Genomic DNA, 26,571 nt, shown 5'->3' with positions numbered 1-26,571 from the left:
CCGAAGCAAATGCTCGGGCCCGAGCTTCGCCTGCCTTGCGTCATCGGCCGAAACGGCGATGGCCCAAAGCATAAAGACCGAGCACACGCTTAAGATCGCGAAAATTGAGCGCAACAGCATAATGGCCTCCCGAGTCGGTCCTGTGAGCCAGCCCGCACCTTACGTTCTGCCATCAAAAAAGGTTCCGTCGCCGCAACGATCTAATAGATCGCCGGCACGTACATGTCGTCCGGCACCGGCATGCGGTGGTAGTCGGGATGATGCACGCGGTCGGGCAGGACCACCGGCGCACGTGGCACTTCGCTGTACGGAATCTGGCTCAGCAGGTGATGGATGCAGTTGAGCCGCGCGCGCTTCTTGTCGTCGGCATGGACGATCCACCACGGCGCTTCCGGAATGTGCGTGCGCTCCAGCATCGCTTCCTTGGCCTTGGTGTAGTCTTCCCAACGGCGGCGCGATTCCAGATCCATCGGCGACAGCTTCCACTGCTTGATCGGATCGTGAATACGCATCTGAAACCGCAGATGCTGTTCATCGTCGGAGATCGAGAACCAATATTTGATCAGTGTAATGCCCGAGCGTGCGAGCATTTTCTCGAACTCAGGAACGTCACGGAAAAACTCTTCGACATCGTTGTCCGTGCAGAAACCCATGACGCGCTCGACGCCCGCGCGATTGTACCAGGAGCGGTCGAACAGCACGACCTCGCCGCCTGCTGGCAGGTGCGGAACATAGCGCTGGAAATACCATTGCGATCGCTCGCGTTCGGTCGGTGCCGACAACGCGACGACGCGTACGACACGCGGATTGAGGCGCTGCGTGATGCGCTTGATGACGCCGCCCTTGCCGGCCGCGTCACGCCCTTCGAACACGACGACGACTTTCGCCTTTGCGTTGACAACCCAGTCCTGCAGCTTGATCAACTCATGCTGCAGACGGAACAATTCCTTGAAATAGAACTGCCGGTCGAGAAGACCGGCATCTTCGTCGTGATCCTTGCCGTCGAGCAGGCGGGCGAGCCGATTGTCGTCGAGCTCCATTTCAAGCTCTTCATCGAAGCTGTCGGCGATCTCGGCTTCGACGCGTGCCATCATCGCGCGGTCGCTTTTGTCCTGCTCATCCATCATCGCTCGATAACCTCTTTCTTAGTGGCTCGCTTCAGCCCGCAAGGCCGATAGACAGACGAGCCGTGTGACATCGCTGTGACAAGCTTGGCCATTGGCCAAGCTTGTTGAACGGCGCTGCCCTGAAGGCAAATTATACTGGCGGCGGATTGCGTTCCGCAAAGCCCGACTGATGCCAGTAGGGATAGGCCTTCGGCGTTTCGCTCGCGGCGTCGAGCTTGGCAATCTGTTCCGCCGTCAGGCTCCAGCCGATGGCGCCGAGATTGTCCTTCAATTGCTGCTCATTCCGCGCGCCGATGATGACGCTCGAAACGGTCGGCCGGTGCAACAGCCAGTTGAGTGCGATCTGCGGGATGCTCTTTCCAGTCTCCTTCGCGACCTCATCGAGCGCATCGACGACGGTGTAGACGTACTCATCAGATACCGGCGGCCCCATGTCGGCGGTCTTGTGCAGGCGGCTAACTTCCGGAAGCGGCTGACCGCGGCGGATCTTGCCTGTGAGACGGCCCCATCCGAGCGGGCTCCAAACGAGCGCGCCGAGTCCCTGGTCCAATCCCAGCGGCATCAGCTCCCATTCGTAATCGCGTCCGATCAGCGAATAATAGGTCTGGTTGGCGACGTAGCGCGGGTATCCGTAGCGGTCCGCAACAGCGAGCGACTTCATCAAATGCCAGCCCGAAAAATTCGAAACGCCGACGTAGCGAATTTTGCCGTCGCGAACCAATTGATCAAGCGTGGACAGAACTTCTTCCGGGGGCGTCATCGCGTCGAAGCCGTGCAATTGGAAGATATCGATATGGTCCGTCTGCAAACGCTTGAGTTGCGCTTCGCAGGTTTTCAGAATGTGAAATCGCGACGAGCCGACATCATTCGGATCATCACCGAAACGGAACGTCGCTTTCGTCGAAATCAGAGCTTTATCTCTGCGCCCTTTCAGGGCCTCGCCAAGAACGGTTTCCGAATTGCCCTTGGAATAAACATCGGCCGTATCGAAAAGCGTAACTCCAGCGTCAAGACAGAGATCAATCATGCGCCGCGCTTCCGCAACGTCACTAGAACCCCACGCGCCGAAGAATTCCCCCGATCCGCCGAATGTCGCTGCACCGAAGCTCAATAGAGGCACGGAAAGCCCGGACGCGCCGAGCCGTCGATAGTCCATGAAATGCGTCCTTTGAATTTGAATGTGCGAATTTATGGCGTCAAACTGCGGACAGTCGCCGCAGCCAAAGCTCAAATAAGCGCCATTGCAGCGCAATAAAAGTGTTCACATATGGCGGCGTTCCGTACGCAAACTTCACAATTTTTTCGCCTAACAGTAGCGATTAACAAAATCCGATCACGGAGCATTTAAGCTAAACTTCTCATAAATCGGCTTGAATCGGCCTACGCGCGTCAGTTGTACCGTCCTCTGACGATATGCCGCGCGTCGAATCCTCTCTTGTTTTCGCCCCATTGAGACGGTGGATGCGCCCCGTTTGTGAAGACAAGTGAAGGAGTGGAAAATGCGATTGGGTTTAATCGCAGTGGCGATGGCTCTGGCCTGGGTGGCTGGGGTGTCGTCGGCGGAGGCCCGCGAGTATCGCGGCCATAAGGGGGATCGTTACGAACGTTCTCACGCGCATTGGAATAGCAGGCGGGCCTACAGCGGACGCTACACCGAACGCGCTGACCGCCGCTATACCCGCCGTCAGTACGCATACCGCAAATCGGCATCCCGCTACGCGTATCGCTCGAGCGAGCGTCGCCGTTATGCCTACAGCGGTCGCGTACACCGCCAGTACTACGGCCAGCGTCGCTATGCGCAGCGCCACTATTCGAGCGGCCGCCGATATGCATCGGCAGGTGGCGTCGGTGGCCGTCCGCGCGCGTGGTGCGGCTGGTGGATGCGCACGCAACTTGGCGGCGGTCCGGAATACAATCTTGCTGCCAACTGGCGCCATTACGGACGCGCGAGCGGCCCGAGGGTCGGCGCCGTAGTCGTCTGGCCGCATCACGTCGGCATGATCACCGGCCGTTCTGCGAATGGCCAGTGGATCGTCAAGTCGGGTAACGACGGAAACAGGGTCCGCGAGCGGCCGATGTCGGTTGCCGGCGCTGTGTTCCGCACTTCGGGCTGATAACGTCCGCGACAACGCAATAAAATCGGGCAGGTCGAGATTTCGACCTGCCCGATGAGCGTTTCATATGAATCAAAAAAAGAGATGATGCTGCAACTTAAGCAGCTGGGCAGGAATTCGGTTGGTCGCAAAGAATATGGCCGGTGACGCTATCGCTGTCGCCCGGCCATTTCTCGGAAAGGAAGGGGCGCTAGTAGGGGCGCCCGTTCGCCAATAAGCATTTGCGATCGAAGCCAGAATGCCCAGTCCATGGCCCCGAAACGCGAATGGATTAGGCGGCCTTCTTCTTCGCGGTCTTCTTGACAGCCTTCTTGACCGTCTTCTTAGCGGGGGCCTTCTTCGCGACCGGCTTCTTGCGAGCCGAGGTCTTCTTAGCCGCCGTCTTCTTCGCTGCTTTAACTGCCTTAGCCATAGTTTTAAATCTCCCTCTAGGATGTTCGAATCAGCTCGAACTCTGCAAACATGAGCAAATTCCAGAAGTTTGTAGACGAAGAAGTTTGATATTGCGGGCAAAAAGGAGTTTATTAACGGTCATCTGTGACATTAAAGTCGCATTTTTTCTTATTTTTCGACTTTTGGGGGTACCTGGCTAGACTCCCACCGGCAAATTTCGCAGCGCGCCGAGCCTGCTGCAGCGCCGTTCCGAACTCAAAAAATCGCAATTTCACATCTTCGCAGCGAGCGCGAAGAGCATCACAACACAATTGATCCGCGCACGCGCTTTTGCAAATCGAGCGCCGACTGAAGATATGTCATCCGCTCATCGAGGATCTCGGAGAACCACGATTGGTAATCTGGATCCTTCGGCACGATGTCGGCGATGATCGATCCATCTTCGACTTTGAGTTCGGCTCCATAGTGACGCGCGATGGCTTGCATCTTCGCGTTGTCGGGTAAGCAAACAAGAATGAGGTGCCGAAATCCGCGATTGCGCGCGGTGCGAATGATGCGACCCATCAGCTGCGTTGCAATTCCGCGATTGGCGAACGGCCTCTCGACCGAGAACGCAACTTCAGCGCCGTCGCGATGCATCAGAATGTCAGGACGCAACTCGGCAACTGCGCGCACTTCGCCATCGACGAAATATCCGAACGTGACGTTGCCGAAGTCGCCGGCGTGCGCTGCATAACGGTTGATGAAGTCATCCGACACATCGTGCCCGAACCGGCGATGGCGCGCCTCATGATCAAGACGCTGCAGATGTTCGCGCAGCAGATAGGTTTCGCTCGTCAGCAAACGGCGGATCAATCCGATATGTTCGGCGCTTGCCTCCGGGGCCTCATTCAACATTGTAACCAACTCCTCGATGCGGGCGGCCCGCCAGCCGTTAACCGCTTAATTCGTCCGCTAAAATGGCGATGATTTTGTGCGGAGCGATAGAAAATGCTGCAAGGCAGCAATGCACTTTTAACCGACGGAGATGAAGCGCGCCTGAACGGACGGCGTTCGGCGGCAGTCGCCAGCGGAGCGGTGGCAATCCGCCACTTCAATTCGTCGCGGCTCCTGCCTGTTGCGTCTTCCGCATTCGCACGATTACCGAAGTCACCAGCAGGTGGTTGAGGGCACGATGGCGACAATCCTCGAGGGATATCAGCGGCGGCTGGCGGAAAACGAAATCGAGTCAGACCCCGCACAAGCCGAGGTCGCCGCTCGTCTTGATGCGCTCGAAACGCAGCTCGCGTCCTACAAGCCCAAGAACGGCGTGCTGTCGAAACTGTTCGGCAAGCCGCCGGAGCCGCCGCGCGGACTCTATATCTGGGGCTCGGTCGGTCGTGGCAAGACGATGCTGATGGATCTCTTTTTCGAAGAGACATCCTTCGCACCCAAGCGCCGCGCCCACTTCCACGAATTCATGGCCGACGTTCACGATCGCATTGCCAGAGCGCGCCACGATCTGCCAGGCGATCCGATCCCGCACGTCGCCGAAGAGATTGCGAAAGAGGCGCGCCTTCTCTGCTTCGACGAAATGCACGTCACGGACATCGCCGATGCGATGATCCTGGGGCGTCTGTTCGAAGCGTTGTTCGCTGCCGGCACAATCATCGTCACGACGTCGAATGCCGTTCCCGCCAACCTCTATAAGAACGGTCTCAACCGCCAGCTTTTCCTGCCCTTCATCGCGCATCTGGAAAAGAAACTGGATGTCATCGAGCTTGGCGCCAAGAAAGACTTCCGCCTCGATAAGCTGTCGGGTCTTCAGCTCTATTTTTACCCCTCTGACACCGCCGCGAAGGCCGCGCTCGATACGCACTGGTCACGCCTGACCGGCAATCATCCGGGCAAGCCGCAGATCATCGAAGTGCTGGGCCGGAAGGTGCCGGTGCCGCTCGCGTCGATGGGTGTCGCCCGCTTCAATTTCCGCGATCTCTGCGATGTGCCGCTCGGCGCCAACGATTACCTGCACATCGCGCACGCCTTTCATACCGTTCTGATCGACGACATCCCGCTGTTGGCACCCGACCGCCGCGACGTTGCCCGCCGCTTCATCACTCTGGTCGATGCTCTTTATGATAATCGCATTTGTCTCATCGCCTCGGCGGCGGCCGAACCTTCGTCTCTTTATCCGAAGGGCGACGGCGCCGAGTTGTTCGAGCGAACGGCATCCCGCCTCACCGAAATGCGCTCCGAGGCCTACCTTGCTGGGCACTCCGGCGGTCGCAGCCGTCATTAATGGCGAACGGACAGGCAATTCTGATCCAATCGGGCAGTGGCGCTCGTTTTCTCACCGTGCGATGAGACTTTCGGATGAAACTTGCGGCTTGCGCTTGACGCCCTGAGGATTTTGATTAGGCAGCAACGCTGTAATCGTTTGTCGCAGACATAGTCATTAATGAATTGATCCTGGGGGAAGCAGCATGGCGCGCACCAAAATCGCACTGATCGGATCCGGACAGATCGGTGGAACGCTTGCCCTCTTGGCCGGGCTCAAGGAGCTCGGCGACATCGTCATGACCGACATGTTGGCGGGCGTCGCAAAGGGCAAAGCGCTCGATCTGGCGCAGACGGCGGCAGTCGAGGGCTACAACGCCAAGCTTTCGGGAGCCGGCACCGACGAATACGAAGCCATCGCTGGCGCCGACGTTTGCATCGTCACCGCGGGCGTTCCGCGCAAGCCCGGGATGAGCCGCGACGATCTCATCGGCACCAACCTCAAGGTGATGGAGCAGGTCGGCGCGGCGATCAAAACGCATGCGCCGAATGCTTTCGTCATCTGTATCACCAACCCGCTCGACGCCATGGTCTGGGCGCTTCAGAAGTTTTCAGGCCTTCCGGCGAACAAGGTCGTCGGCATGGCGGGCGTGCTCGACAGCGCGCGTTTCTCCTGCTTCCTCGCTGAAGCGGCCGGTGTCTCTATTGAAGACGTTCGCGCTATGACGCTCGGCGGCCACGGCGACGATATGGTGCCGATGGTCCGCTATTCGACGATCGGCGGCGTGCCGCTGCCGGATTGCGTGAAGCTCGGCTTCTTCAGCCAGGAAAGCCTCGACGCCATGATCAAGCGCACGCGCGGCGGTGGCGGTGAGATCGTTGGGCTGCTTGGCACCGGTTCGGCGTTCTATGCGCCCGCAGCTTCCGCAATCTCGATGGCGGAAAGCTACCTCAAGGACAAGAAGCGGATGCTGCCCTGCGCCGCCCACCTGAATGGCGAATACGGCTTGAAAGACACCTACGTCGGCGTGCCCGTCATTATCGGTGCGGGCGGCGTTGAGAAAGTCGTCGAACTTGCCATGGACGAAGGCGAAAAGGCGATGTTCGCCAAATCGGTTGCCTCCGTGCAGGGCCTCATCGAGGCGTGCAAGACGATCAGCCCGGCGCTTGCAAAATAAAAAAGGAGCGGCGCAACCGTGCAGTCACGCCACTCCTCATTGACGATCGAAAGTTCGGCCTCAGCCGAACTTGAACATCTTTTTGAGGCTGTGCGAGAGCGCGCCGCGCTTCTCTTTCCGCGCCACGTCGGCTTCGCTGCGCAGCCACGTCATCTGCACGACGCGCCGCTCGCCGACGAACGGCGTGTGGCCATGCCACGACCAGTCCGACCGGCGGAATGCGAAGACAGTGCCGGTCAGCGGGCTGACCTGCTCGGTGTAATCCTCGAAGTCGTGGTCGTTCTTCAGCACGCGCAGGCAACCCGCGCCCGTGCCGTCCCACTTGTCGTTCAAGTAGGTGAGCATGGTGGCGATCTTGGCTTCGCCGTCCGTGTGAATGCGCCCGTCCTTCGCAGCCGAGAGCTTGCGGATGGTGATCATCTTCGGCTTGCCGACGAGATCGATGTCGAGCTTCTCGGAAACGATCTTCGAAACTTCCGGGCTCTTGAGATCGGCCAGAAGCTTCTCGAACGCGCCGTGGATGCCCGTGCCGATGTCGGTCTCCGTCAGAAAGCCCGGCTCTTTCAGATCCGGAAAGTCTGCCTTCAGCGGCTCGACCGCCGGCGACTGAATGAAGTTTTCGCCGACCAGATAATTGAAGGGATCGCGACCGGTGCGCGCGGCCTTCAAGCCATCAATGTTGATGCAGGCAAAAGTCATGGACGTTCCCCGTTGTTGACTGAACCCGTATTGAAAAACGATTTACGGCGGCGCCAGTGTCGACTCAAGAGGCGGCCTCGCCGCCTGTCGACAATTGCCCGTGAAGGGCACCTTTACCCCCTTAAATTAGGGCGTAAAAGCGGCGCGACATGTTCCAGTGCAGGCTATGACAATCTTTTGTGGAGCAAGGCGAGAGCATGAACATTCACGAGTACCAGGCGAAAGAGCTTTATCGTCAGTACGCGGTTCCGACACCGAATGGTTTTCCCGCTTTCTCGGTCGAAGAAGCCATTGCCGCAGCAAAGAAACTTCCCGGTCCGGTCTGGGTCGTCAAAGCTCAGATTCACGCGGGCGGTCGCGGCAAAGGCAAGTTCAAGGAAGCCTCAGCCGGAGACAAAGGCGGCGTCCGTCTCGCCAAGTCGCTGGAGGAAGTCGAAACCTTCGCTAAGGAAATGCTCGGAAACACGCTCGTCACGGTCCAGACCGGACCGGCGGGCCGCGTCGTCAATCGCCTCTATATAGAAGACGGTTCCGCCATCGAGCGTGAACTCTATCTCTCGGCCCTCGTCGATCGTGCATCCTCCCGCGTCGCGTTCATCGTCAGCCAGGCGGGCGGCATGAACATTGAGGACGTCGCGCACGATACGCCGGAAAAGATCCACACGCTGACGATCGATCCCGCCACGGGATACCAGCCATTCCACGGGCGCAAGGTTGCCTTCGCGCTGGGCCTCACGGGCGATCAGGTGAAAACCTGTGGAAAGCTTGTTGAGAACCTGTTCAGGATGGTCGTCGAGAAGGACATGAGCCTGCTCGAAATCAACCCGCTCGTCGTCACTAAGGATGGCAAGCTCATCTGCCTCGACGGCAAGATGGATTTCGATTCAAATGCGCTCTATCGCCATCCCGAAATCGTCGCCATGCGCGACCTCGGCGAAGAAGACCCGACCGAAATCGAAGCCTCGAAATACGATCTCGCCTTCGTCAAGCTCGACGGCAACATCGGCTGCCTCGTGAACGGCGCTGGCCTTGCCATGGCGACCATGGACATCATCAAGCTCTATGGCGCCGAGCCTGCGAACTTCCTCGACGTCGGCGGCGGCGCTTCGAAGGAAAAAGTCCAGGCAGCCTTCAAGCTCATTCTGGAAGATCCAGCCGTCAAAGGCATCCTGGTCAATATCTTCGGCGGCATCATGCGTTGCGATATCATCGCTGAAGGCGTCGTCGCCGCGGCCCGCGAGATGGCGATCAACGTTCCGCTCGTCGTCCGCCTGGAGGGCACGAACGTCGATCTGGGCAAAAAAATCCTGAAGGAGTCGGGCCTTAAGATCATTCCGGCCGACGATCTCGCCGACGCGGCCAAGAAAATCACCGATCAGCTCAAGCAGCCCGCTTAAACCGGGGGCGAACGCGCTAGGAGCAGCAATTTCGATGTTCCTGGTACGTCAGTTCTACTTGCTGCACCGCAAAAAATGCGCGACATTTAGGCCCAAGAAGCCGAGAACAACGCGGGGATGGAATGTCTATTCTTGTCGACAAGAATACGAAGGTCATTTGCCAAGGCATTACTGGTAGTCAGGGAACCTTTCACACCAAGCAGGCGCGTGCCTACGGCACCGAAATCGTCGGCGGCGTAACGCCCGGCAAGGGCGGCTCCAAGCACCCCGACGCCGAACTCGCCGACATTCCGTTGTTCGATAGCGTTGGCGAAGCGGTTGCCAAGACGGGTGCCACCGCAACCTCGATCTACGTTCCCCCGCCCTTCGCGGCCGACGCCATTCTCGAAGCCATCGACGCCGGCGTGCCGCTGATCGTCTGCATCACGGAAGGTATTCCGGTGATGGACATGGTCCGCGTGAAGCGTGCGCTCGACGGTTCCAAATCGCGCCTTGTCGGACCCAACTGCCCCGGACTTCTCACACCCGATCAATGCAAGATCGGCATCATGCCCGGAAACATTTTCAAGAATGGCTCGGTCGGCATTGTATCGCGCTCGGGAACGCTCACATATGAAGCCGTAAAGCAGACGACGGACGTTGGCCTCGGGCAGACGACGGCCGTCGGCATTGGCGGCGACCCCGTCAAAGGTACGGAATTCATCGACGTCCTCGACATGTTCCTCTCCGACGACGAAACGCAGTCGATCATCATGATCGGCGAAATCGGCGGCTCCGCCGAAGAGGACGCGGCTGACTTTCTCATCCAGGAAGCAAAAAAGGGCCGCAAAAAGCCGATGGCAGGCTTCATTGCCGGCGTGACGGCGCCTCCGGGCCGCCGCATGGGCCACGCGGGCGCGATCATCTCCGGCGGTAAGGGCAAGGCGGAAGACAAGCTTGCGGCGATGAAAGCTGCAGGCATTGCCATTGCGCCGAGCCCCGCCGCGCTCGGCCGTACTCTTGTCGAAGTCTTGAAGGCTTAAGGGGCGCCGAAAATAACCGAGCCGTAAGACTGGCGGCGTTATGTGTCCGGTCGCTGTCCGCGTCATCCAGAGCATCGAGGCAACGCTCGTGGAGAATGAATAAGGACGAACGACATGGCACGAAACGGCCAGAATGAAGCGTTCCTGCGCACCTCTTTTCTGAGCGCGGCCAACGCCCCCTATATCGAAGACATGCAGGCTGAGTATGAGCGCAATCCCGGCGCCGTCAGCGACGAGTGGCGGCGATTTTTCGAAAGCATCAAGGAAGCGCCCACACAACTGACGGGCTACGCGGGCGGACCCGCCTGGGCGCCGCCGCTGTCCGCGCTTCTCGAGGAAAGCGGTACCGATAAAGATCTCGTCGGCGCGCTGACCGGCGATTACGGCGAGACCGAGCGGACCATCCGCGACAAGATCGAACGCCGCGCGCAGATCTCAGGCTTCGAAATGACGCCCGCGGCCTCGCTCCGGGCGACGCAGGATTCGATCCGCGCACTGATGTTGATCCGCGCCTATCGCGTCATCGGTCACTTGGCGGCTGACCTCGATCCGCTCGGCCTCGCCGACCGCCGCGTCCATCGCGAATTGCTGCCGGAGACCTACGGCTTCACCGAGGCCGACCTCGACCGTCCGATCTTCATTGATCGCGTCATGGGCCTCGAAACCGCAACGATGCGTCAGATCCTGACCATCCTGCGCCGGACCTACTGCCGCAAGATCGGCGTCCAGTTCACCCACATCACCGACCCGACGCAAAAGGGCTGGATTCAAGAACGCATCGAAGGCCCGGAAAAAGATGTCCGCTTCACGCCGGAAGGCCAGAAAGCCATTCTGAAGAAGCTCATCGAAACGGAAACGTTCGAGAAGTTCTGCGATATCAAATATACCGGCACCAAGCGCTTCGGCCTCGACGGCGCGGAGTCGATTATTCCGGCGCTCGAGCAGATCATCAAGCGCGGCGGTCATTTGGGCGTGCAGGAAATCGCCATGGGCATGGCCCATCGCGGCCGCCTCAACGTGCTCGCCAATGTCATGTCGAAGCCGCTGCGCGCGATCTTCAAGGAATTCAAAGGCGGTTCCTTCAAGCCCGACGACGTCGAAGGCTCGGGCGACGTGAAATACCACCTCGGCGCCTCGTCTGACCGCATGTTCGACGGCAACAGCGTGCATCTTTCGCTGACCGCGAACCCGTCGCATCTCGAAATCGTCGATCCCGTCGTCCTCGGCAAGGTGCGCGCCAAGCAGGATCAGCGCAACTGTCCGAGTAACGATCGCACCGCCGTGATGCCGCTTCTCATTCACGGCGACGCCGCGTTCGCGGGCCAGGGCGTCGTCGCGGAATGCTTCGGCCTTTCAGGCTTGCGCGGCCACCGCACCGGCGGCTCGATCCACTTCATCATCAACAACCAGATCGGCTTCACGACCGCGCCGCATCACTCGCGCTCGTCGCCCTATTGCTCCGACGTCGCCCTGATGATCGAAGCGCCGATCTTCCACGTCAACGGCGACAGCCCTGAAGCTGTCGTCCACGTCGCCAAGATCGCGACCGAGTTCCGTCAGCGCTTCCAGAAGCCTGTCGTCATCGATATGTTCTGCTATCGCCGCCACGGCCACAACGAAGCCGATGAGCCGCTGTTCACGCAGCCGGCGATGTACAAGCGGATCAAGTCGCATCCGACGGTCGTCGACATCTATTCGAAAGACCTGATCGACGAAGGCATCATCACGCAGGCCGAATTCGCCGCCATGAAAGACGAGGTGCGCGGCAACCTCGACAACGAATTCTCGTTCTCCGACGGCTACAAGCCGAACAAGGCCGACTGGCTCGATGGCCGCTGGTCGGGCATCACTCGGCCAGACAGCGACGACTGGCGCGGCAATACCGGCGTCGAGATCGAAACGCTCAAAGACATCGGCCATCGCGTCACGACGATCCCGAACGACTTCCAGATTCACAAGACCGTCGGCAAGCTGATCGAGCGCCGCCGCGAGATGATCGACACCGGCCAGGGCATCGACTGGGCCATGGCCGAGCACATGGCCTTCGCCTCGCTCTTGATGGAAGGCTTCCGTGTTCGGCTGTCCGGCCAGGATTGCGAGCGCGGCACCTTCTCGCAACGCCACGCCGTGTTCATCGACCAGGAAAGCGAACGCCGTTTCTCGCCGCTCAAGCACTTGTCGCCGAACCAGGCGCGCTTCGAGATCGTCAACTCGATGCTGTCGGAAGAAGCCGTTCTCGGTTTCGAATACGGCTACTCGCTCGCTGAGCCCAACGCACTGACACTGTGGGAAGCCCAGTTCGGCGACTTCGCCAACGGCGCGCAGGTGATCTTCGATCAGTTCCTGTCGTCGGGCGAACGCAAGTGGCTGCGCATGTCGGGCCTCGTCTGCCTGCTACCGCACGGCTACGAAGGTCAAGGTCCGGAGCATTCGTCGGCTCGCCTCGAACGCTATCTGCAGCTTTCCGCGGAAGACAATTGGCAGGTCGCCAACTGTTCGACGCCTGCGAACTATTTCCATATCCTGCGGCGTCAGTTGCACCGGAATTTTCGCAAGCCGCTGATCCTGATGACGCCGAAGTCGTTGCTTCGTCACAAGCGTGTCGTCTCGAAGATCGAGGATTTCGGTCCGACCACCAGCTTCCACCGGCTGCTGTGGGACGATGCCGAGCGCGGCTCGTCGTCGATCACGCTGAAGCCCGACGCCGAGATCAAGCGTGTCGTGATATGCACCGGCAAAGTCTATTACGATCTTCTCGAAGCGCGCGACGCGAAGGGCCTCGACGACGTCTATATCCTGCGCGTCGAGCAGCTCTACCCATTCCCAGCGCGCGCCCTCATCAACGAGCTTGGCCGCTTCAAGTTCGCAGAGATCGTCTGGTGCCAGGAAGAGCCCAAGAACATGGGCGCGTGGTACTTCATGGACGCCAATATCGAGTGGGTTTTGAACCATCTCGGCTACATCCACCGCCGCCCGCGTTACGCCGGACGGCCGGCGTCGGCCGCCACCGCAACCGGATTGCTTTCGCAGCACATCAAGGAGCAGACAGCGCTCGTCGCCGACGCGCTGGGCATTTGACGAGCACACGCGATCGGCGGCCGGCTCCGCGAAGCGGAGTCGCCGATCGCAACAAAAAGTACACCGCGCATGGCGGCCGGCTCGACGAAGGAGAGTCGCCAGGCGCAAACAAGAAGAGGCTAAGAATGTCGATCGAGATCCGCGTTCCCACGCTCGGTGAGAGCGTCACGGAAGCGACTGTAGGCAAGTGGTTCAAGAACTCCGGCGATGCAGTCAACGCGGACGAGCCGCTTGTCGAGCTGGAAACCGACAAGGTAACCGTCGAAGTTCCGGCACCCGCCAGCGGCGTTCTCGGCGAAATTCTGGTGCAATCGGGTTCGACCGTTGAAGTCGGCGCCCTGCTCGCCGCCTTAAACGAAGGCGGCGCCGCGGCGGCACCAGCCAAGAGCGAAGCCAAAGCCGCTCCGCCTCCGCCGCCTCAACCAGCGCCGGCTCCTGCCGCGGCTCAAGCCCCTCCGCCGCCACCGCCTGCAGCCCAGAAGGCCCTGACCGAAGCAGGTCTCGAAGCATCCGACATTCAAGGCTCCGGCCGCCGCGGCCAGGTGCTGAAGGAAGACGTCTTGGCAGCGGTCGCGTCATCGGCGCGTCCCGCCGCCCCGCCGCCGGTGCATGAATCCGCTCCGGCAACGAACGTCGTCGCGATCCCGACCGCTCCCGCCTTGAAAGCCGTCCCGCAGGAAACGCGCCTGCCCTCGCCGGGCAACGACGTCGCCCGCGAAGAGCGCGTGAAGATGACGAGACTGCGCCAGACCATCGCGCGGCGCCTGAAGGACGCGCAGAACACCGCCGCCATGCTGACGACGTTCAACGACGTCGATATGAGCGCGGTGATGGCGCTCCGCTCGCAATACAAAGATATTTTCGAGAAGCGCTACGGCGTGAAGCTCGGTTTCATGGGCCTGTTCGTGAAGGCCTGCATCCAGGCGCTGCGCGATGTGCCAGCCGTCAATGCCGAAATCGACGGCGATGAACTGATCTACAAGAATTACTATCACATCGGCGTCGCCGTCGGCACCGAGAAGGGCCTCGTCGTCCCGGTCGTGCGCGACGCCGACCGCCTCAGCCTCGCGGGCATCGAGCAGCAGATCAACGAGTTCGGCAAACGCGCCCGCGATGGCCGCCTCTCGATCGAAGACATGCAGGGCGGCACATTCACGATCTCGAACGGCGGCGTCTACGGCTCTCTGATGTCGACGCCGATTCTGAATGCGCCGCAGTCCGGCATCCTCGGCATGCACCGCATCGAGGAACGCCCCGTTGTCAAGAAAGGCCAGATCGTCGCCCGTCCGATGATGTACCTCGCGCTCTCCTACGATCACCGCATCGTCGACGGCAAGGAGGCCGTCACCTTCCTCGTCCGCGTCAAGGAATGCCTGGAAGATCCGCAGCGCTTCATCCTGGAGCTTTAATTTGTTCCCTTCCCGCTAGGGGAGGGAATAGGTCTGAGGCGAAGCAATCACGCCGATGATTGAACTTTGCCCGGACGCCCGTCCGTGACAGCATCGACTTCGCCAAGACTTCATCCCGCCTCAGATTGGCAACATCAAACATAGGCGCTTCGTCGCCGGAAACCAAAGGCGACTGAAATGGCCGCATATGATCTGATTGTTATCGGCACTGGCCCCGGCGGTTACGTGTGCGCCATCCGCGCCGCCCAGCTCGGAATGAAAGTCGCCGTCGTCGAGAAGCGCGCAACCTTTGGCGGCACCTGCCTCAACATCGGCTGCATCCCGTCGAAGTCGATGCTTCACGCGTCACATTGCTATGACGAGGCCAAGCACGAATTCGCGTCGATGGGCATCGGCACCGATCCCGCGCTCGATCTCGCCAAGATGCAGGCGTTCAAGCGCGAAGGCGTCAAAGGCAACACAGACGGCGTCGCCTACCTTTTGAAAAAGAACAAGATCGATCATCACTTCGGCACCGGCCGCATCGTGAAGTCCGGTCAGGTCGCAGTTACCTCACCCGGCGGTGACACGCAGACGCTTGAAACAAAATCGATCGTCATCGCGACGGGCTCCGACGTGACCCGCCTGCCGGGCATCGAGATCGACGAGAAGCGCGTCGTCTCGTCAACCGGAGCGCTCGACTTCGAGACCGTGCCGAAAAAGCTGCTCGTCGTCGGCGCGGGCGTCATCGGACTTGAGCTGGGCTCTGTCTGGCGTCGTCTCGGCTCGGAAGTCCTGGTCATCGAATATCTGCCGCGCATTCTGCCCGGCATGGACGCCGAGGTCGCAAAGTCGTTCCAGCGTATTCTCGAAAAGCAGGGCATCGCATTCCGCCTGTCGAGCAAGGTTGCGGGCGTCGAAACATCCGACACCGGCGTTGTCGCCAAGGTCGAACCGGCGGCGGGCGGCGTTGCCGAAACGGTCGATGCCGACGCCGTTCTCGTTGCCGTTGGCCGCGTGCCCTACACCGAGGGGCTGGGCCTCGCCGAAGCCGGCATCGCGCTGGACGCCAAAAAACGCGTGCTCGTCGATGGCCACTATCAGACCAACGTCACCGGCGTTTTTGCCATCGGTGACGTGATCGCCGGACCGATGCTCGCTCACAAGGCGGAGGACGAAGGCGTCGCCGTCGCCGAGATCATTGCCGGTCAGGCGGGGCACGTGAACTACGACGTGATCCCGAGCGTCATCTATACAAGTCCGGAGGTCGCGAGCGTCGGCAAGACGGAAGAAGAACTGAAGGCCGCGGGCATCGCCTACAACGTTGGCAAGTTTCCGTTCACCGCCAACGGCCGCGCCAAGGCGATCAATCAGACGGCGGGCTTCGTGAAAATCCTGGCGGATGCGACGACCGATCGCGTGCTCGGCGTCCACATCATCGGCGCCGTCGCAGGCGAATTGATCGCCGAAGCATGCGTGCTAATGGAATTCTCAGGCTCGGCCGAAGATCTGGCGCGCACTTGCCACGCGCATCCGACTTTCTCCGAAGCGATGAAAGAAGCCGCCCTTGCCGTCGCCAAGCGCGCGATTCATTTCTGACGCCGCTACCGCCACACCCCCGTCATCCCGGCGAAGGCCGGGATCCAGTCGAACCTCGGCATGCGAAATGGTGATAATTGACTGGGTGCCGACCTTCGTCGACATGACGAAGCGTTATAAAAGCGCTTGATTTGCCCGGAAGTGATGCGACCCATGGAAATCTATGTCGACGCGGATGCGTGTCCGGTGAAGGCGGAAGTTCTCCGCGTCGCCATCCGGCACGATCTTGTCGTCCACATGGTCTCGAACAGCTGGATGCGGCTGGAGGAAAGTCCCCTCATCAAGCGCGTCATCGTCGGTGACGGCGCGGACGCCGCCGATGATTGGATTGCGGAGCATGTCACGCCCGCCGACATCGTCGTGACGGCGGATATCCCGCTCGCGGCACGTGCCCTGAAAGCCGGTGCCCAATGTATCGGTCCGACAGGAAAGCCCTTCAGCGACGCCAACATCGGCATGGCACTCGCGATGCGAGACATGCAGCGCCACCTGCGCGAAACCGGCGAAAGCCGCGGCTACAACGCATCTTTCACGCCGCGCGACCGCTCTCAGTTTCTGCAGGCCCTCGAAAACGCGGTCCAGGCAGGATTACGACGATCGTCATCATAACGCCGCGCGCATTTAACAGCCGTCGAAGCAGTGCGTCGGCGGCTGCCATGCACTCACTGGCTTATTTAGCGCTCATGGTGAGAAGGCATGATTTGGAGGCAGGTACGCAGTACCCCTTGCCCGTGACAAACACGTAGCAACACTTCTGGCTTGCGCTACAACGCCAGGTCGACTGCTTACCGGTCAGACCTGTCGCCTTACACATTTGGCCGTGAGCTCTGGCGAAAGCCGGCGTGCCCACAGCAATCGAGGTCGCGATCATTGCAAATGTAATGGCAAAAGCTCGTGTCATGGTCTCATCTCCTCTAAGTTTACTCCCGTCAGAACTTTATGAGGAGATGTCGTCATACAGTGCGAATTGTGCGCATAAAGAGGGCCTTTCTATTCCCATGATGTATTGCCGACACAGCGTAGCATCGTGAAAGTCACGCGCTAGCTTCCGACGGATTCGCACGATTTCATCGCCGTCAAAAAAACTTATCCCCGCTCTCGCAACTGCCCGCATACTCGCCTCATCTTGCCGCGTGCGAAGGGCTCTAGGCTCGAGCTGGGATCCTGAGGGCGGTGGGAGCGTGCCGGACTGCCGGGGCCCATCAGCTGGAACCGGGGTCGTCTGCCGGCTGCGGTAGCCTTGAGAGGCGCCGTGGTTCAACGCCCGTTCGAAATCTCGGAATGCGCGGGCGGATGGCGGTGTCGACGGTTCGAAATGGGGGCCCACCCTCGTTGCACGTCGCGGATCGGCGAAGGCTGCATCCCGAACAGACAAACAAAAACGCGAGGCGTCGCCGATCTGCCCCTTCGCTTTATCTTTGGCCATCGGCGACTCTGCTACGCGGAGCCGGCCGCCGACGGCGTGTATGTTTCCGGGGAGGAGCGTTCTACTTAGCGTTGCCCGATGTCCCTGGCGATGCGCCGGTCGCAGAGGACGAACCCGACATCTTGCCCTGTAACTCCTTGACCATCGCCAAATGATGTTCGAGCGTCGGCAGCGTCTTTTCGGCAAAGCTCTTCACCGGACCGGCCGGACCGTTGGCAGAGTAATCTTTGAACAAGCCAACCGCATCTTTGTGCGCCGAGAGCTGTTCGTCGACATACGCCGCATCAAATCCGTTTTCGGTCGTGAACACGCGAAGTTTCGCGTATTTGGCCGTGTGCGCAATATCGAGGGCGTCTTTCGGCGCTTCGATCTTCGCCTCGGCAAGGCTTGCCTTGAAGTCCTGTCCGGCCTTCGTGTGGTCGTCGATCATCTGCTGGGCAAAGCTTTTGACGTCGGCCGCTTTGCCGTATTTGAGCTCAAGTTGGCTCGTGTCGATCTCGAATTTATTGGCCACCGCGACCTTGTCGATAAAGTCTTGCGTGGCTTGGGGCACGGTGTCAGCAACTGCTGTTGCTGCGGTGAGCATGAAAATGCCTAGGGCGAGTAGTTCCCGGCGCATGGCAGCGTCTCCTCTAACGAGCTGGCAGCCAAGCAACTTTATCGACGATGCTTCGTTCCGTAGAAAATGCGTCCGTTCGCACTGGCGCGATAGGCTGCGTCCCCGAAGGGTCCCGCCATCGGCAACGTTGGTAGGTGGGCGATTCATTTTTAGCGGAGGTCAAAAATTAGAACGGCGAATGGCCCGGCCCATTTCCGTGATCTTGGTAATACGACCAATCGCTGTGCCACCACTTGGCTGACGTCCAGTTCAAGGGCTTATTGAGTTTGCGAATGTCTTCGGCTGTGTAGTCGTGCCGCGCGATATCGAATAGATCTGCAATTTCAGCGCGGTGGGCAAGCCGCTGTTGTTCGACCAGCTTGAGATCAGGTATAATATCGGCAGTTTTGCAATAGGCGGAAAACGCATAAGGCCGAAGCTCTGGATGCGCTCGAATTTTTTCCAGTGCTCTCCTGATCTGTTGTGGGGAGTAGTGATCCGCTGGCCCATACGCCTTCGTCAGCAAGTCAGGCAAAATACTGACAATGGGCCTCAAAAAGCGTCGCTGTCGCCATCTGAAGAGGTACTGAAACATATTTCACTCCACAGGCGTCACCGTGTAGCCCGACTCGCGCAGCAACGCGACGAGTCCTGTCGGCCCCGGCAGATGCAGCGCGCCGACCGCAATGAAGGCGTTACCCTTATCGAGCAGCGGCAGCGCAGCATCGCGCATCCGCGCGTTGCGGTCGACGAGCAGAGATTTCTTGAAGCCGTCAAACACCGACGGCGAAATTCCGCTCTGCGCCGCCAGCGCCAACTGGAACGGCATTGCGGCACCGATCTGCCGCTTGACGTACATCTGCACCAGCGTTTCCGTCATGTCGTCGGCGCGATCGAGATATTTCAAACCGACTTTGAGCATCGCGATTTGCTGATCGTCGGGAACGGAGGCAAGCGCGCTGAGCTGATCCTCGATCGTCTCAAGTCCCGTGATGGCGATGCCGTGCTTTTGCGCTTCGGCCGCTACTTGCAGGTCGAGCACGGTCTTGCCCGCAGCGAGCTGCTTCCTCTCGCAGTCAGACGTGGCAAGCAGCATGCTGACGAGCCAGGGCTTCATCGACGCCGCCAGCTCTCCCGGCATGCCGGCTTTCGCCACGGTCTGCTGAACGTCCTTATATTCCTGGTCGGTGAGATCCTTTTTCAGCGACGCGCCATTCGTATAAACGATGAGCGCCGCCATCTTGCTCATCGCTGCAGCGACCGCTTTGTCCGAGAGATCGGCCACTTCGAGCGCAACCGATTTCGATTGCGCAATGTCGTCTTTGACCGTTGGCGACAGCGTCGCAACGCGCGGATCGCTGAGATGCATCGTGCCGAACAGATAGGAGGTCGGCACGTCCGGCTTATCTATTTTCCAGAGCATCGCTTGCGTGTTGGGCAGCGCGTCGCTCTCAGCCATCACTTTTTTGTAGATGTCGGGAGCCTTGGTCTGCATCTCAGCCAGCATGTCAGCGCCTTGGCATCGCGCTGGAGCGTCGTCGGCGAGAGCAATCCGCGGGCCGAGCGAAAGAAATGCCAGCACACTGACGATATGGCCAATGAAACGCAGGTTACGTGAAAACGTCATGGGTACTCGCAAACGAAACAGCAGATGGATGTCAGCGCCGCGCCGCCCGTGGATGGGCTTGGTCGTAAACGGCCAGCAGCCGGTCTCGATTGACCTCAGTATAGACTTGCGTCGTCGACAGTGAGGCGTGACCTAAAAGCTCCTGAATTTGGCGTAAATCGGCCCCCGCCGAAAGTAAATGCGTGGCGAACGAATGGCGCAGCGCATGCGGCGTCGCAGTATCCGGTAAGCCAAGCGTCCGCCGCAGTTTTTCCATCGCAAGCTGGATGAGCCGGGGCGACAACGGGCCGCCCCTGGTCCCCCGAAACAGCGGGCCATCAGCCTCCAGCGGATAGGGACAAAGCCCCATGTACGTGGTGATCGCGTCCGACACGACGGCCAGTGCTGGGACGAGCCGTTCTTTGCCGCCTTTGCCGCGGATGTGCATGATATCGCGGCCATTGATCGGGGCGGTCTTCGGCGTGAGACTCAAGGCTTCGCTGATGCGCAAACCGGCACCGTAGAGCAGCAGCAGCACAGCCGTATCGCGCGCCGCGATCCATTCTTTTTCTTCATCGCTCGCATCCCGTTCGATCAGCGACGCTGCACCCTCGACCGTCAGCGGCTTCGGAATCGAATGCGGAATTTTTGGCGCTGCGACTTGCAAAACAGCCTGGTTTTGCAGCGTATCTTCGCGTTCCAGCCAGCGAAAGAATGTCCTCAGCGCCGACAGCGATCGCGCGAGGGATCGCGATGTCAAACCGGCCTTGCGCCGGTTTGCCAGAAAGGCACGAAGCGTTCGCGCGTCGAGCCGTTCGAGATCGGCGAGACACGGCGGATGCCCGAGATACGATTTGAGGAAGGCAAGAAACTGCCGGGCGTCGCGCGCATAGGCCTCGCGCGTCGCCGCGCTCTGCCCCCGCTCGATGACGATATGATCGAGCCATCCCTCGACCACGCGCTTGAGGTCGCCACCGAGCGGCAGCTCCGCGTCGCCTGCCAGAATGTCGTCGAGCGATTGTGCCACCGGCCCACCTTGAGAAGCCTCACGACCCTTCGCAGGTTCGGTTAACAAGCCGTTAACAGCTACTTAGAGCACCTTGCCGGGGTTCAAAATTCCCTTGGGATCGAGGGCCTTTTTGATCGCCCGCATCATGTCGAGCTCGACCTCGGACTTATAGCGCTTCAGCACGTCGCGCTTCATTTGCCCGATACCATGCTCCGCCGAGATCGAGCCGCCAAGCTCGGTAACGAGTTCGAAGATCGCGTCCGACATGGTATCCCACAGCGCCAGATATTGCGCCTTATCCATGTGCTCGGGCTGCGTGACGTTGTAATGCAGGTTGCCGTCGCCGAAATGTCCGAACGGGACAGGGAGCGCTCCCGGACAAACGCCATCGACCACTTTTGCGGCGCGCTGAAGGAATTCGGGAATGAGCGCCACAGGCACCGAGATGTCGTGCTTGATGCTGCCGCCTGCACTCTTTTGCGCTTCCGAAAACGCCTCGCGCAGCCGCCAAAAATCTTCCGCTTGCCGAAGCGAACGCGCGATGGTGGCATCGCGAATGAGTCCCTGTCCATGCGCCGACGTCAGCAGCGGCTCGATGGTGTTCGCAATTCGCGTGCCCTTGCCGCCATTCGACAGCTCGATCAGCGCGTACCACGGATAATCGTCGGTGAACGGATCGCGCACGTTCGGCATGTATTTAAGCGCGAACTCCTGGGCCCGATGCGCCCAGAGTTCAAACGCCGTCAGTGACGATCCCGCTTCGGACTCGGCGCGGCGGAAAAGTTTCATCGCGGCGTCCGGTGTGTCGAAGGCGACGATGGCTGTCTCACGCTCGGCAGGCATCGGGAATAGTTTGAGGCTCGCCGCGGTAATGATGCCGAGCGTTCCTTCCGAGCCGATCAGGAGATCGCGCAGATCGTAACCGGTATTATCTTTTTTAAGTCGCCGGAGGCCGTGCCAGATGCGTCCGTCCGCCAGCACCGCTTCGAGACCGAGCGCCAGACTGCGCGCATTGCCATAGGCGAGAACAGCGGTGCCACCCGCGTTGGTCGCCAGCACGCCGCCGATCTGTGCGCTGCCTTCGGACGCGAGACTTAAAGGAAAGAGCCGGCCCGCGGCTTTGGCAGCATTTTGCGCTTCGGTGAGCGTCACGCCGGCTTCGACGATCATCGTCCCGCCAATGGCATCCACATTGCGAATGCCCTTAAGCCGCGCGAGCGACAGCACGATCTCGCTGCCGTCGCCTGATGGAATCTGTCCGCCGACGAGTCCCGTGTTACCGCCTTGCGGCACGACCGCGACATCCTCGGCATGCGCGAGCGTCAGAATGCGCGAAACCTCATCCGTCGAGCCCGGTCGCAGAACGACCGGCGTCGAACCGGTATAACGGTCGCGCCATTCGTGCAGATATGCGCCTTGATCTTCCGCGCGCGTCAGTGCGTTTGTTTCGCCGACGATTTTCGCGAAACGCGTGATCAAGCTTTCGGACAAGGTTTTTACGTGCACGTGCTCGTGCCTGCCTCACACGATGGTCTGGCCGGTCTTCTTCCAGTCGTTGACAAAGGCCGTAAGGCCAGCATCCGTCAGCGGATGCTTCACGAGCGACTTCAGAATGGCCGGAGGAATGGTGGCGACATCGGCGCCGATCATGGCTGCTTCTTTGACGTGGTTCACAGTGCGGATCGAGGCCGCCAGAATGTCCGTCGAAAGATCCGGATAGTTGTCGTAGATCGTGCGGATCTCGCGAATGACGTCCATGCCGTTCAATCCAATATCATCAAGACGGCCGATAAATGGCGAAACGAATGTCGCACCGGCCTTCGCCGCCAGTAGCGCCTGGTTCGCCGAGAAGCACAGCGTCACGTTGACCATCGTGCCCTCGCTCGTCAGCGCCTTGCAGGCTTTGAGCCCGTCCATCGTCAGCGGCACTTTGATCGTCACGTTCTTGGCGATCTTCCGCAGCACTTCCGCTTCCCGCATCATGCCCGCATAATCGGTCGCAGCCACTTCCGCCGAAACCGGACCCGGCACGACGGCGCAGATCTCACGAATGATGTCCTTGAAGTCGCGGCCCGCTTTTGCAACGAGGGTCGGGTTCGTCGTGACGCCGTCAAGCAGGCCCGTCGCCGCCAACTCCTTGATCTCGGCCACGTCGGCGGTATCGACGAAGAATTTCATTTCAATCTCCTCACCTCGTCCCTTAAGTCTTGGGAATCTGCCTTTGGTGCGCCCCAAGTTAGAGGCAAACCTAGCACGACCGATTCTCGGAGGAAGCTTCTAGTCCGTTGAACGCCCCTTTGGATAGCCTGCTTGAAATCCTGGATAACGGCGCGACACCCGGCGCCCGCAGCGTGCCGGTATTGATGCCGGTCGCGCTCGACCAGACTTACGACTATCTGGTGCCGGAAGGCATGGAAGCAGGCCCCGGATCCTTCGTGCTCGTGCCGTTTGGGCCGCAGACCCGCATCGGCATCGTCTGGGATGGCCCGCGCGGCGATGGCAAGCCGGTCGATCCCAAGAAGATGAAAGCCCTGACCAGCGGCATTGATGCCCCTCCCCTCCCCGAAATTTCCATGCGGTTCGCGGAATGGGTGGCCCGGTACACGCTGGCGCCGCTCGGTATGGTCGTTCGCATGATGATGAGTGCCGATACCGCATTCGAGCCGCCCAAGCATCGCTTTGGCGTCGCGATAGTCGAAGGCGCTGCGCCGCCCCCCAAAATAACGCCGGCCCGAACCCGCGTGCTGGATGTGGCCGCCGACGGCCTCGTGCGCGCCAAATCCGATCTCGCCGAACTCGCGGGCTGTTCGACCGGCGTGATCGACGGCCTCGCGGCGGCCGGCATGCTCGTTGAAGTCGCCATCCCCGAGCGCGTCTTCCCGCGCCCCAATCCAGCGCATGCGACGGCAACCTTCACCGCGGACCAGACCCGCGCCGTCGACTCCCTCAAAAGCGCTGTCGATGCGCAGAATTTCTCGGTCACGCTGCTCGATGGCGTGACGGGATCGGGCAAGACGGAAGTCTATTTCGAAGCCGTGGCCCGTGTGCTTGAAGCTGGACAGCAAACGCTGATCCTACTCCCTGAAATTGCGCTGACAAGCCAGTTTCTCGACCGGTTTGAGCGCCGCTTCGGCGTCCGGCCTGTCGAATGGCATTCGGCTTTGCGCCCCGCCGAACGCGGCCGCATCTGGAAGGGCGTCGCGCGCGGTGACGTGCGTTGCGTCGTCGGCGCTCGTTCCGCGCTCTTCCTGCCGTTTTGCCAGCTCGGCCTGATCGTCGTCGACGAGGAGCATGACCAGGGCTTCAAGCAAGATGATCGCGTGCACTACCAGGGCCGCGACATGGCCGTCGTACGTGGCAGCCTTGGAAAGTTCCCCGTTGTGCTCGCCTCCGCTACGCCATCGATCGAAAGCCACGTCAACGCTCTGATCGGGCGCTATCGCCACGCCGTGCTGCCGGGGCGCTTTTCCGGCGTCGAAATGCCGGATGTCTCGGCAATTGATTTGCGATCGGAAAAACTGGAACCGGGCAAGTGGCTGTCGCAGCGCCTTGTCCAAGGCATCACCGAGACGATTGAGAAAGGCCAGCAATCGCTGCTCTTTCTCAATCGTCGCGGCTACGCGCCGTTGACGCTTTGCCGGTCCTGCGGTCATCGCCTCGAATGTCCGCAATGTACAGCTTGGCTCGTCGAGCATCGCTTCAAGAAAAAACTGACGTGCCACCATTGCGGCTTCTCGCTCGCGCTGCCCGAGAAGTGCCCGAAGTGCGCGACACCCGGTTCGCTCGTCGCCTGCGGTCCCGGCGTGGAGCGCGTGCAAGAGGAAGTCGCCGAGCGCTTTCCCGATGCACGCGTCGCGCTGCTCTCGTCGGATTTGATCCCCGGCCTGACCGAGATGCGCGAGATCATCCGCAGCATCGAAGCCCGCGAATTCGACATCATCATCGGTACGCAAATCGTTGCCAAGGGCCACAACTTTCCGGGTCTCGCGTTGGTCGGTGTCGTCGATGGCGACTTGGGTCTCGCGCATGGCGCCGATCCGCGCGCAGCAGAACGCACGTTCCAGCTTTTGCATCAGGTGACGGGCCGCGCTGGGCGCACGAGCTTCGTCGGTCGTGGCTTGGTGCAAACCTATGCACCCGAACATCCCGTCATGCAGGCGATCGTTGCCGGTGACCGCGACGCCTTCCTGAATTACGAAGTGCGTACGCGGCAGGCCGGCCTGTTGCCGCCCTACGGCCGCTTGGCTGCGATCATCATTTCATCGCGCGACAAGGCGCTGACGGAAACCGTCGCGCGCGACATCGCCCGCCGTGCGCCGCAAAGCGACGCGATCTCAGTTTTGGGCCCATCGGAGGCGCCGATCTCGGTCGTGCGTGGTCGTTATCGCTGGCGCCTGCTCGTCAAAGCCCCACGCGACGTCGATTTGCAAGGCTACCTCCGCGCCTGGGCTGGAACGATTCCAAAACTGAAATCCGATGTCCGCATCACTGTCGATATCGACCCCTACAATTTCCTTTGAGGCCGCAAATCGTGCGCATCCGCAGGTTCTGCGGCATGTTTGCCATAAGCGCGACGGCATCGTGAGACGCGTCGTTCATGTCATTCCGCGACGGCGTCAAATCGTATAAACGACGTGGGGCTGCGCGCCACTCAGGCGCGCCCGAAATGCAACGTCCTTGAAAGCCTGACATGCCGCTCCGCATAGCCGTTCAGATGGACCCGATCGACCGCATCGATATTCGCGGCGATTCGACCTTCGCCATTTTGCTCGAAGCGCAAAAACGCGGGCACGACATTTTCTATTACACCCCGCCCGATTTGGCGCTTCGCCAAGGCAAGCTACTCGCGCGCGGTCAAACGCTGAAGGTCGAGGATAAGCACGGGGCACATTACGCTCTGTCGGACCCGCGTGTCGTCGATCTCAGTGAGCGCGATGTTGTCCTGCTGCGCCAGGACCCGCCGTTCGATATGGCCTACATCACGACGACGCATCTGTTGGAACGCATCCATCCCAAGACGCTGGTGGTGAATGACCCTGCGCACGTTCGCAACGCGCCGGAGAAGCTTTTCGTCCTTGATTTCCTCGATCTGATGCCACCGACGCTCGTCACACGTTCGCTTGCCGACGTGCAGTCATTCCGCGCCGAATACAAAGACATCATCATCAAGCCGCTCTATGGCAACGGTGGCGCTGCAGTATTTCGCATCAAGCCCGAAGACGGCAACCTCGGCTCTCTCGTCGAACTGTTTCAAACCGTTTTCCGCGAGCCCTTCATGGTCCAGGAATATCGCCCCGAAGTGAAAGACGGCGACAAGCGCATCATTCTCGTCGACGGCGAAGTCGCAGGCGCTATCAATCGTGTTCCGCAAGCCGGTGAGACGCGCTCGAACCTGCACGTCGGCGGCACCGCTGCACCGGTCGAGCTCACCGCGCGCGACCGCGAAATCTGCGCGCGCCTCGGGCCGGAACTGAAACGCCGCGGACTTATTTTTACAGGCATCGACGTCATCGGGCCCTACATCACCGAGATCAACGTGACATCGCCAACGGGTATCCGGCAGGTGAAGGCCTTTGGCGGCAACGACATCGCGGCGATGATTTGGGACGTCATCGAAGCAAAACGACAAGCGAAAGTGTGAAGCGCGGATTTGAGGCGCACGGGGCAGCAAGGGACATCAC

General features: G+C 60.2%; 22 protein-coding genes. 11 read left to right on the top strand and 11 right to left on the bottom strand.

The window, feature by feature from the left end:
• Positions 1–200: 200 nt before the first annotated feature.
• Both ppk2 and HYP802_RS0100960 read right to left on the bottom strand, forming a co-directional pair.
• On the bottom strand, positions 201–1,127 hold the full coding sequence (ppk2, locus tag HYP802_RS0100965; RefSeq protein WP_013950134.1) for a polyphosphate kinase 2: 927 nt from the start codon (positions 1,125–1,127) through the stop codon (positions 201–203).
• Between the two features lie 130 nt (positions 1,128–1,257).
• Positions 1,258–2,283, bottom strand: coding sequence for an aldo/keto reductase (locus HYP802_RS0100960; protein WP_024274958.1), 1,026 nt, complete (start codon positions 2,281–2,283; stop codon positions 1,258–1,260).
• 343 nt (positions 2,284–2,626) lie between these two features.
• Here HYP802_RS0100960 and HYP802_RS23110 point away from each other — a divergent pair, with 343 nt between their 5' ends.
• Complete coding sequence (locus HYP802_RS23110; RefSeq protein ID WP_024274957.1) at positions 2,627–3,241, top strand: hypothetical protein; 615 nt, start codon at positions 2,627–2,629, stop codon at positions 3,239–3,241.
• Between the two features lie 271 nt (positions 3,242–3,512).
• On the opposite strand, the gene HYP802_RS23430 is transcribed toward HYP802_RS23110, so the two are convergent.
• Together HYP802_RS23430 and HYP802_RS0100940 are read right to left on the bottom strand one after the other, a co-directional pair.
• Positions 3,513–3,653, bottom strand: a complete 141-nt coding sequence (locus tag HYP802_RS23430) for a hypothetical protein (protein WP_013950131.1) — start codon at positions 3,651–3,653, stop codon at positions 3,513–3,515.
• Positions 3,654–3,934: 281 nt separating this feature from the next.
• The gene (locus tag HYP802_RS0100940; protein WP_024274956.1) at positions 3,935–4,531 is read right to left on the bottom strand and encodes a GNAT family N-acetyltransferase; all 597 of its coding nucleotides are present in this window, start codon (positions 4,529–4,531) and stop codon (positions 3,935–3,937) included.
• A 277-nt stretch (positions 4,532–4,808) separates the two neighbouring features.
• On the opposite strand from HYP802_RS0100940, the gene zapE reads away from it, so the two are divergent.
• Together zapE and mdh are read left to right on the top strand one after the other, a co-directional pair.
• Positions 4,809–5,912: a cell division protein ZapE gene (zapE, locus tag HYP802_RS0100935; RefSeq protein WP_029670683.1), complete on the top strand. Its 1,104-nt coding sequence runs from the start codon at positions 4,809–4,811 to the stop codon at positions 5,910–5,912.
• A gap of 184 nt (positions 5,913–6,096) precedes the next feature.
• A complete protein-coding gene (gene mdh / locus HYP802_RS0100930) occupies positions 6,097–7,068 on the top strand; it encodes a malate dehydrogenase (protein WP_013950128.1) in 972 nt (323 codons plus the stop codon).
• A 60-nt stretch (positions 7,069–7,128) separates the two neighbouring features.
• Here the strand turns inward: mdh and HYP802_RS0100925 are convergent, their stop codons facing one another.
• On the bottom strand, positions 7,129–7,767 hold the full coding sequence (locus HYP802_RS0100925; protein WP_013950127.1) for a 2OG-Fe(II) oxygenase: 639 nt from the start codon (positions 7,765–7,767) through the stop codon (positions 7,129–7,131).
• A gap of 197 nt (positions 7,768–7,964) precedes the next feature.
• Here HYP802_RS0100925 and sucC point away from each other — a divergent pair, with 197 nt between their 5' ends.
• From sucC to HYP802_RS0100895, 6 genes are all read left to right on the top strand, one after another.
• Positions 7,965–9,164, top strand: coding sequence for an ADP-forming succinate--CoA ligase subunit beta (gene sucC / locus HYP802_RS0100920; RefSeq protein WP_013950126.1), 1,200 nt, complete (start codon positions 7,965–7,967; stop codon positions 9,162–9,164).
• A gap of 122 nt (positions 9,165–9,286) precedes the next feature.
• Entirely contained in the window at positions 9,287–10,186 is a 900-nt protein-coding gene (sucD, locus tag HYP802_RS0100915) for a succinate--CoA ligase subunit alpha (RefSeq protein ID WP_013950125.1), read from the top strand.
• Positions 10,187–10,300: 114 nt separating this feature from the next.
• Positions 10,301–13,264, top strand: coding sequence for a 2-oxoglutarate dehydrogenase E1 component (locus tag HYP802_RS0100910; RefSeq protein WP_013950124.1), 2,964 nt, complete (start codon positions 10,301–10,303; stop codon positions 13,262–13,264).
• A gap of 125 nt (positions 13,265–13,389) precedes the next feature.
• A complete protein-coding gene (odhB, locus tag HYP802_RS0100905) occupies positions 13,390–14,673 on the top strand; it encodes a 2-oxoglutarate dehydrogenase complex dihydrolipoyllysine-residue succinyltransferase (protein WP_013950123.1) in 1,284 nt (427 codons plus the stop codon).
• A 177-nt stretch (positions 14,674–14,850) separates the two neighbouring features.
• Positions 14,851–16,251 carry a dihydrolipoyl dehydrogenase gene (lpdA, locus tag HYP802_RS0100900; protein ID WP_013950121.1) on the top strand — a complete coding sequence of 467 codons (1,401 nt, stop codon included), beginning with the start codon at positions 14,851–14,853 and terminating at the stop codon, positions 16,249–16,251.
• Positions 16,252–16,395: 144 nt separating this feature from the next.
• Positions 16,396–16,860, top strand: coding sequence for a YaiI/YqxD family protein (locus tag HYP802_RS0100895; RefSeq protein ID WP_013950120.1), 465 nt, complete (start codon positions 16,396–16,398; stop codon positions 16,858–16,860).
• Positions 16,861–17,738: 878 nt separating this feature from the next.
• Here the strand turns inward: HYP802_RS0100895 and HYP802_RS21975 are convergent.
• The 6 genes from HYP802_RS21975 to fsa form a co-directional block, all read right to left on the bottom strand.
• Positions 17,739–18,296, bottom strand: a complete 558-nt coding sequence (locus tag HYP802_RS21975; protein WP_024274954.1) for a DUF4142 domain-containing protein — start codon at positions 18,294–18,296, stop codon at positions 17,739–17,741.
• Positions 18,297–18,462: 166 nt separating this feature from the next.
• Complete coding sequence (locus HYP802_RS0100885) at positions 18,463–18,870, bottom strand: DUF6559 family protein (protein ID WP_013950116.1); 408 nt, start codon at positions 18,868–18,870, stop codon at positions 18,463–18,465.
• 3 nt (positions 18,871–18,873) lie between these two features.
• Positions 18,874–19,902: a TraB/GumN family protein gene (locus tag HYP802_RS0100880; RefSeq protein ID WP_013950115.1), complete on the bottom strand. Its 1,029-nt coding sequence runs from the start codon at positions 19,900–19,902 to the stop codon at positions 18,874–18,876.
• A 31-nt stretch (positions 19,903–19,933) separates the two neighbouring features.
• On the bottom strand, positions 19,934–20,908 hold the full coding sequence (locus tag HYP802_RS0100875) for a tyrosine recombinase XerC (RefSeq protein WP_024274952.1): 975 nt from the start codon (positions 20,906–20,908) through the stop codon (positions 19,934–19,936).
• Positions 20,909–20,971: 63 nt separating this feature from the next.
• Positions 20,972–22,396, bottom strand: a complete 1,425-nt coding sequence (locus HYP802_RS0100870; RefSeq protein ID WP_013950113.1) for an FAD-binding oxidoreductase — start codon at positions 22,394–22,396, stop codon at positions 20,972–20,974.
• 15 nt (positions 22,397–22,411) lie between these two features.
• Positions 22,412–23,068 carry a fructose-6-phosphate aldolase gene (gene fsa, locus HYP802_RS0100865; RefSeq protein ID WP_013950112.1) on the bottom strand — a complete coding sequence of 219 codons (657 nt, stop codon included), beginning with the start codon at positions 23,066–23,068 and terminating at the stop codon, positions 22,412–22,414.
• A gap of 107 nt (positions 23,069–23,175) precedes the next feature.
• Between fsa and HYP802_RS0100860 the strand changes: the two genes are divergently transcribed.
• Positions 23,176–25,410, top strand: a complete 2,235-nt coding sequence (locus HYP802_RS0100860; protein ID WP_024274951.1) for a primosomal protein N' — start codon at positions 23,176–23,178, stop codon at positions 25,408–25,410.
• A 170-nt stretch (positions 25,411–25,580) separates the two neighbouring features.
• A complete protein-coding gene (gene gshB / locus HYP802_RS0100855; RefSeq protein WP_013950110.1) occupies positions 25,581–26,531 on the top strand; it encodes a glutathione synthase in 951 nt (316 codons plus the stop codon).
• Positions 26,532–26,571 lie beyond the last annotated feature (40 nt).

This window comes from Hyphomicrobium sp. 802 (genome assembly GCF_000526135.1).
In the GTDB taxonomy this organism is placed as follows: domain Bacteria; phylum Pseudomonadota; class Alphaproteobacteria; order Rhizobiales; family Hyphomicrobiaceae; genus Hyphomicrobium_B.
Note: the sequence above shows the minus strand (reverse complement) of the source record. Positions and strands in the feature narration are given on the sequence as shown.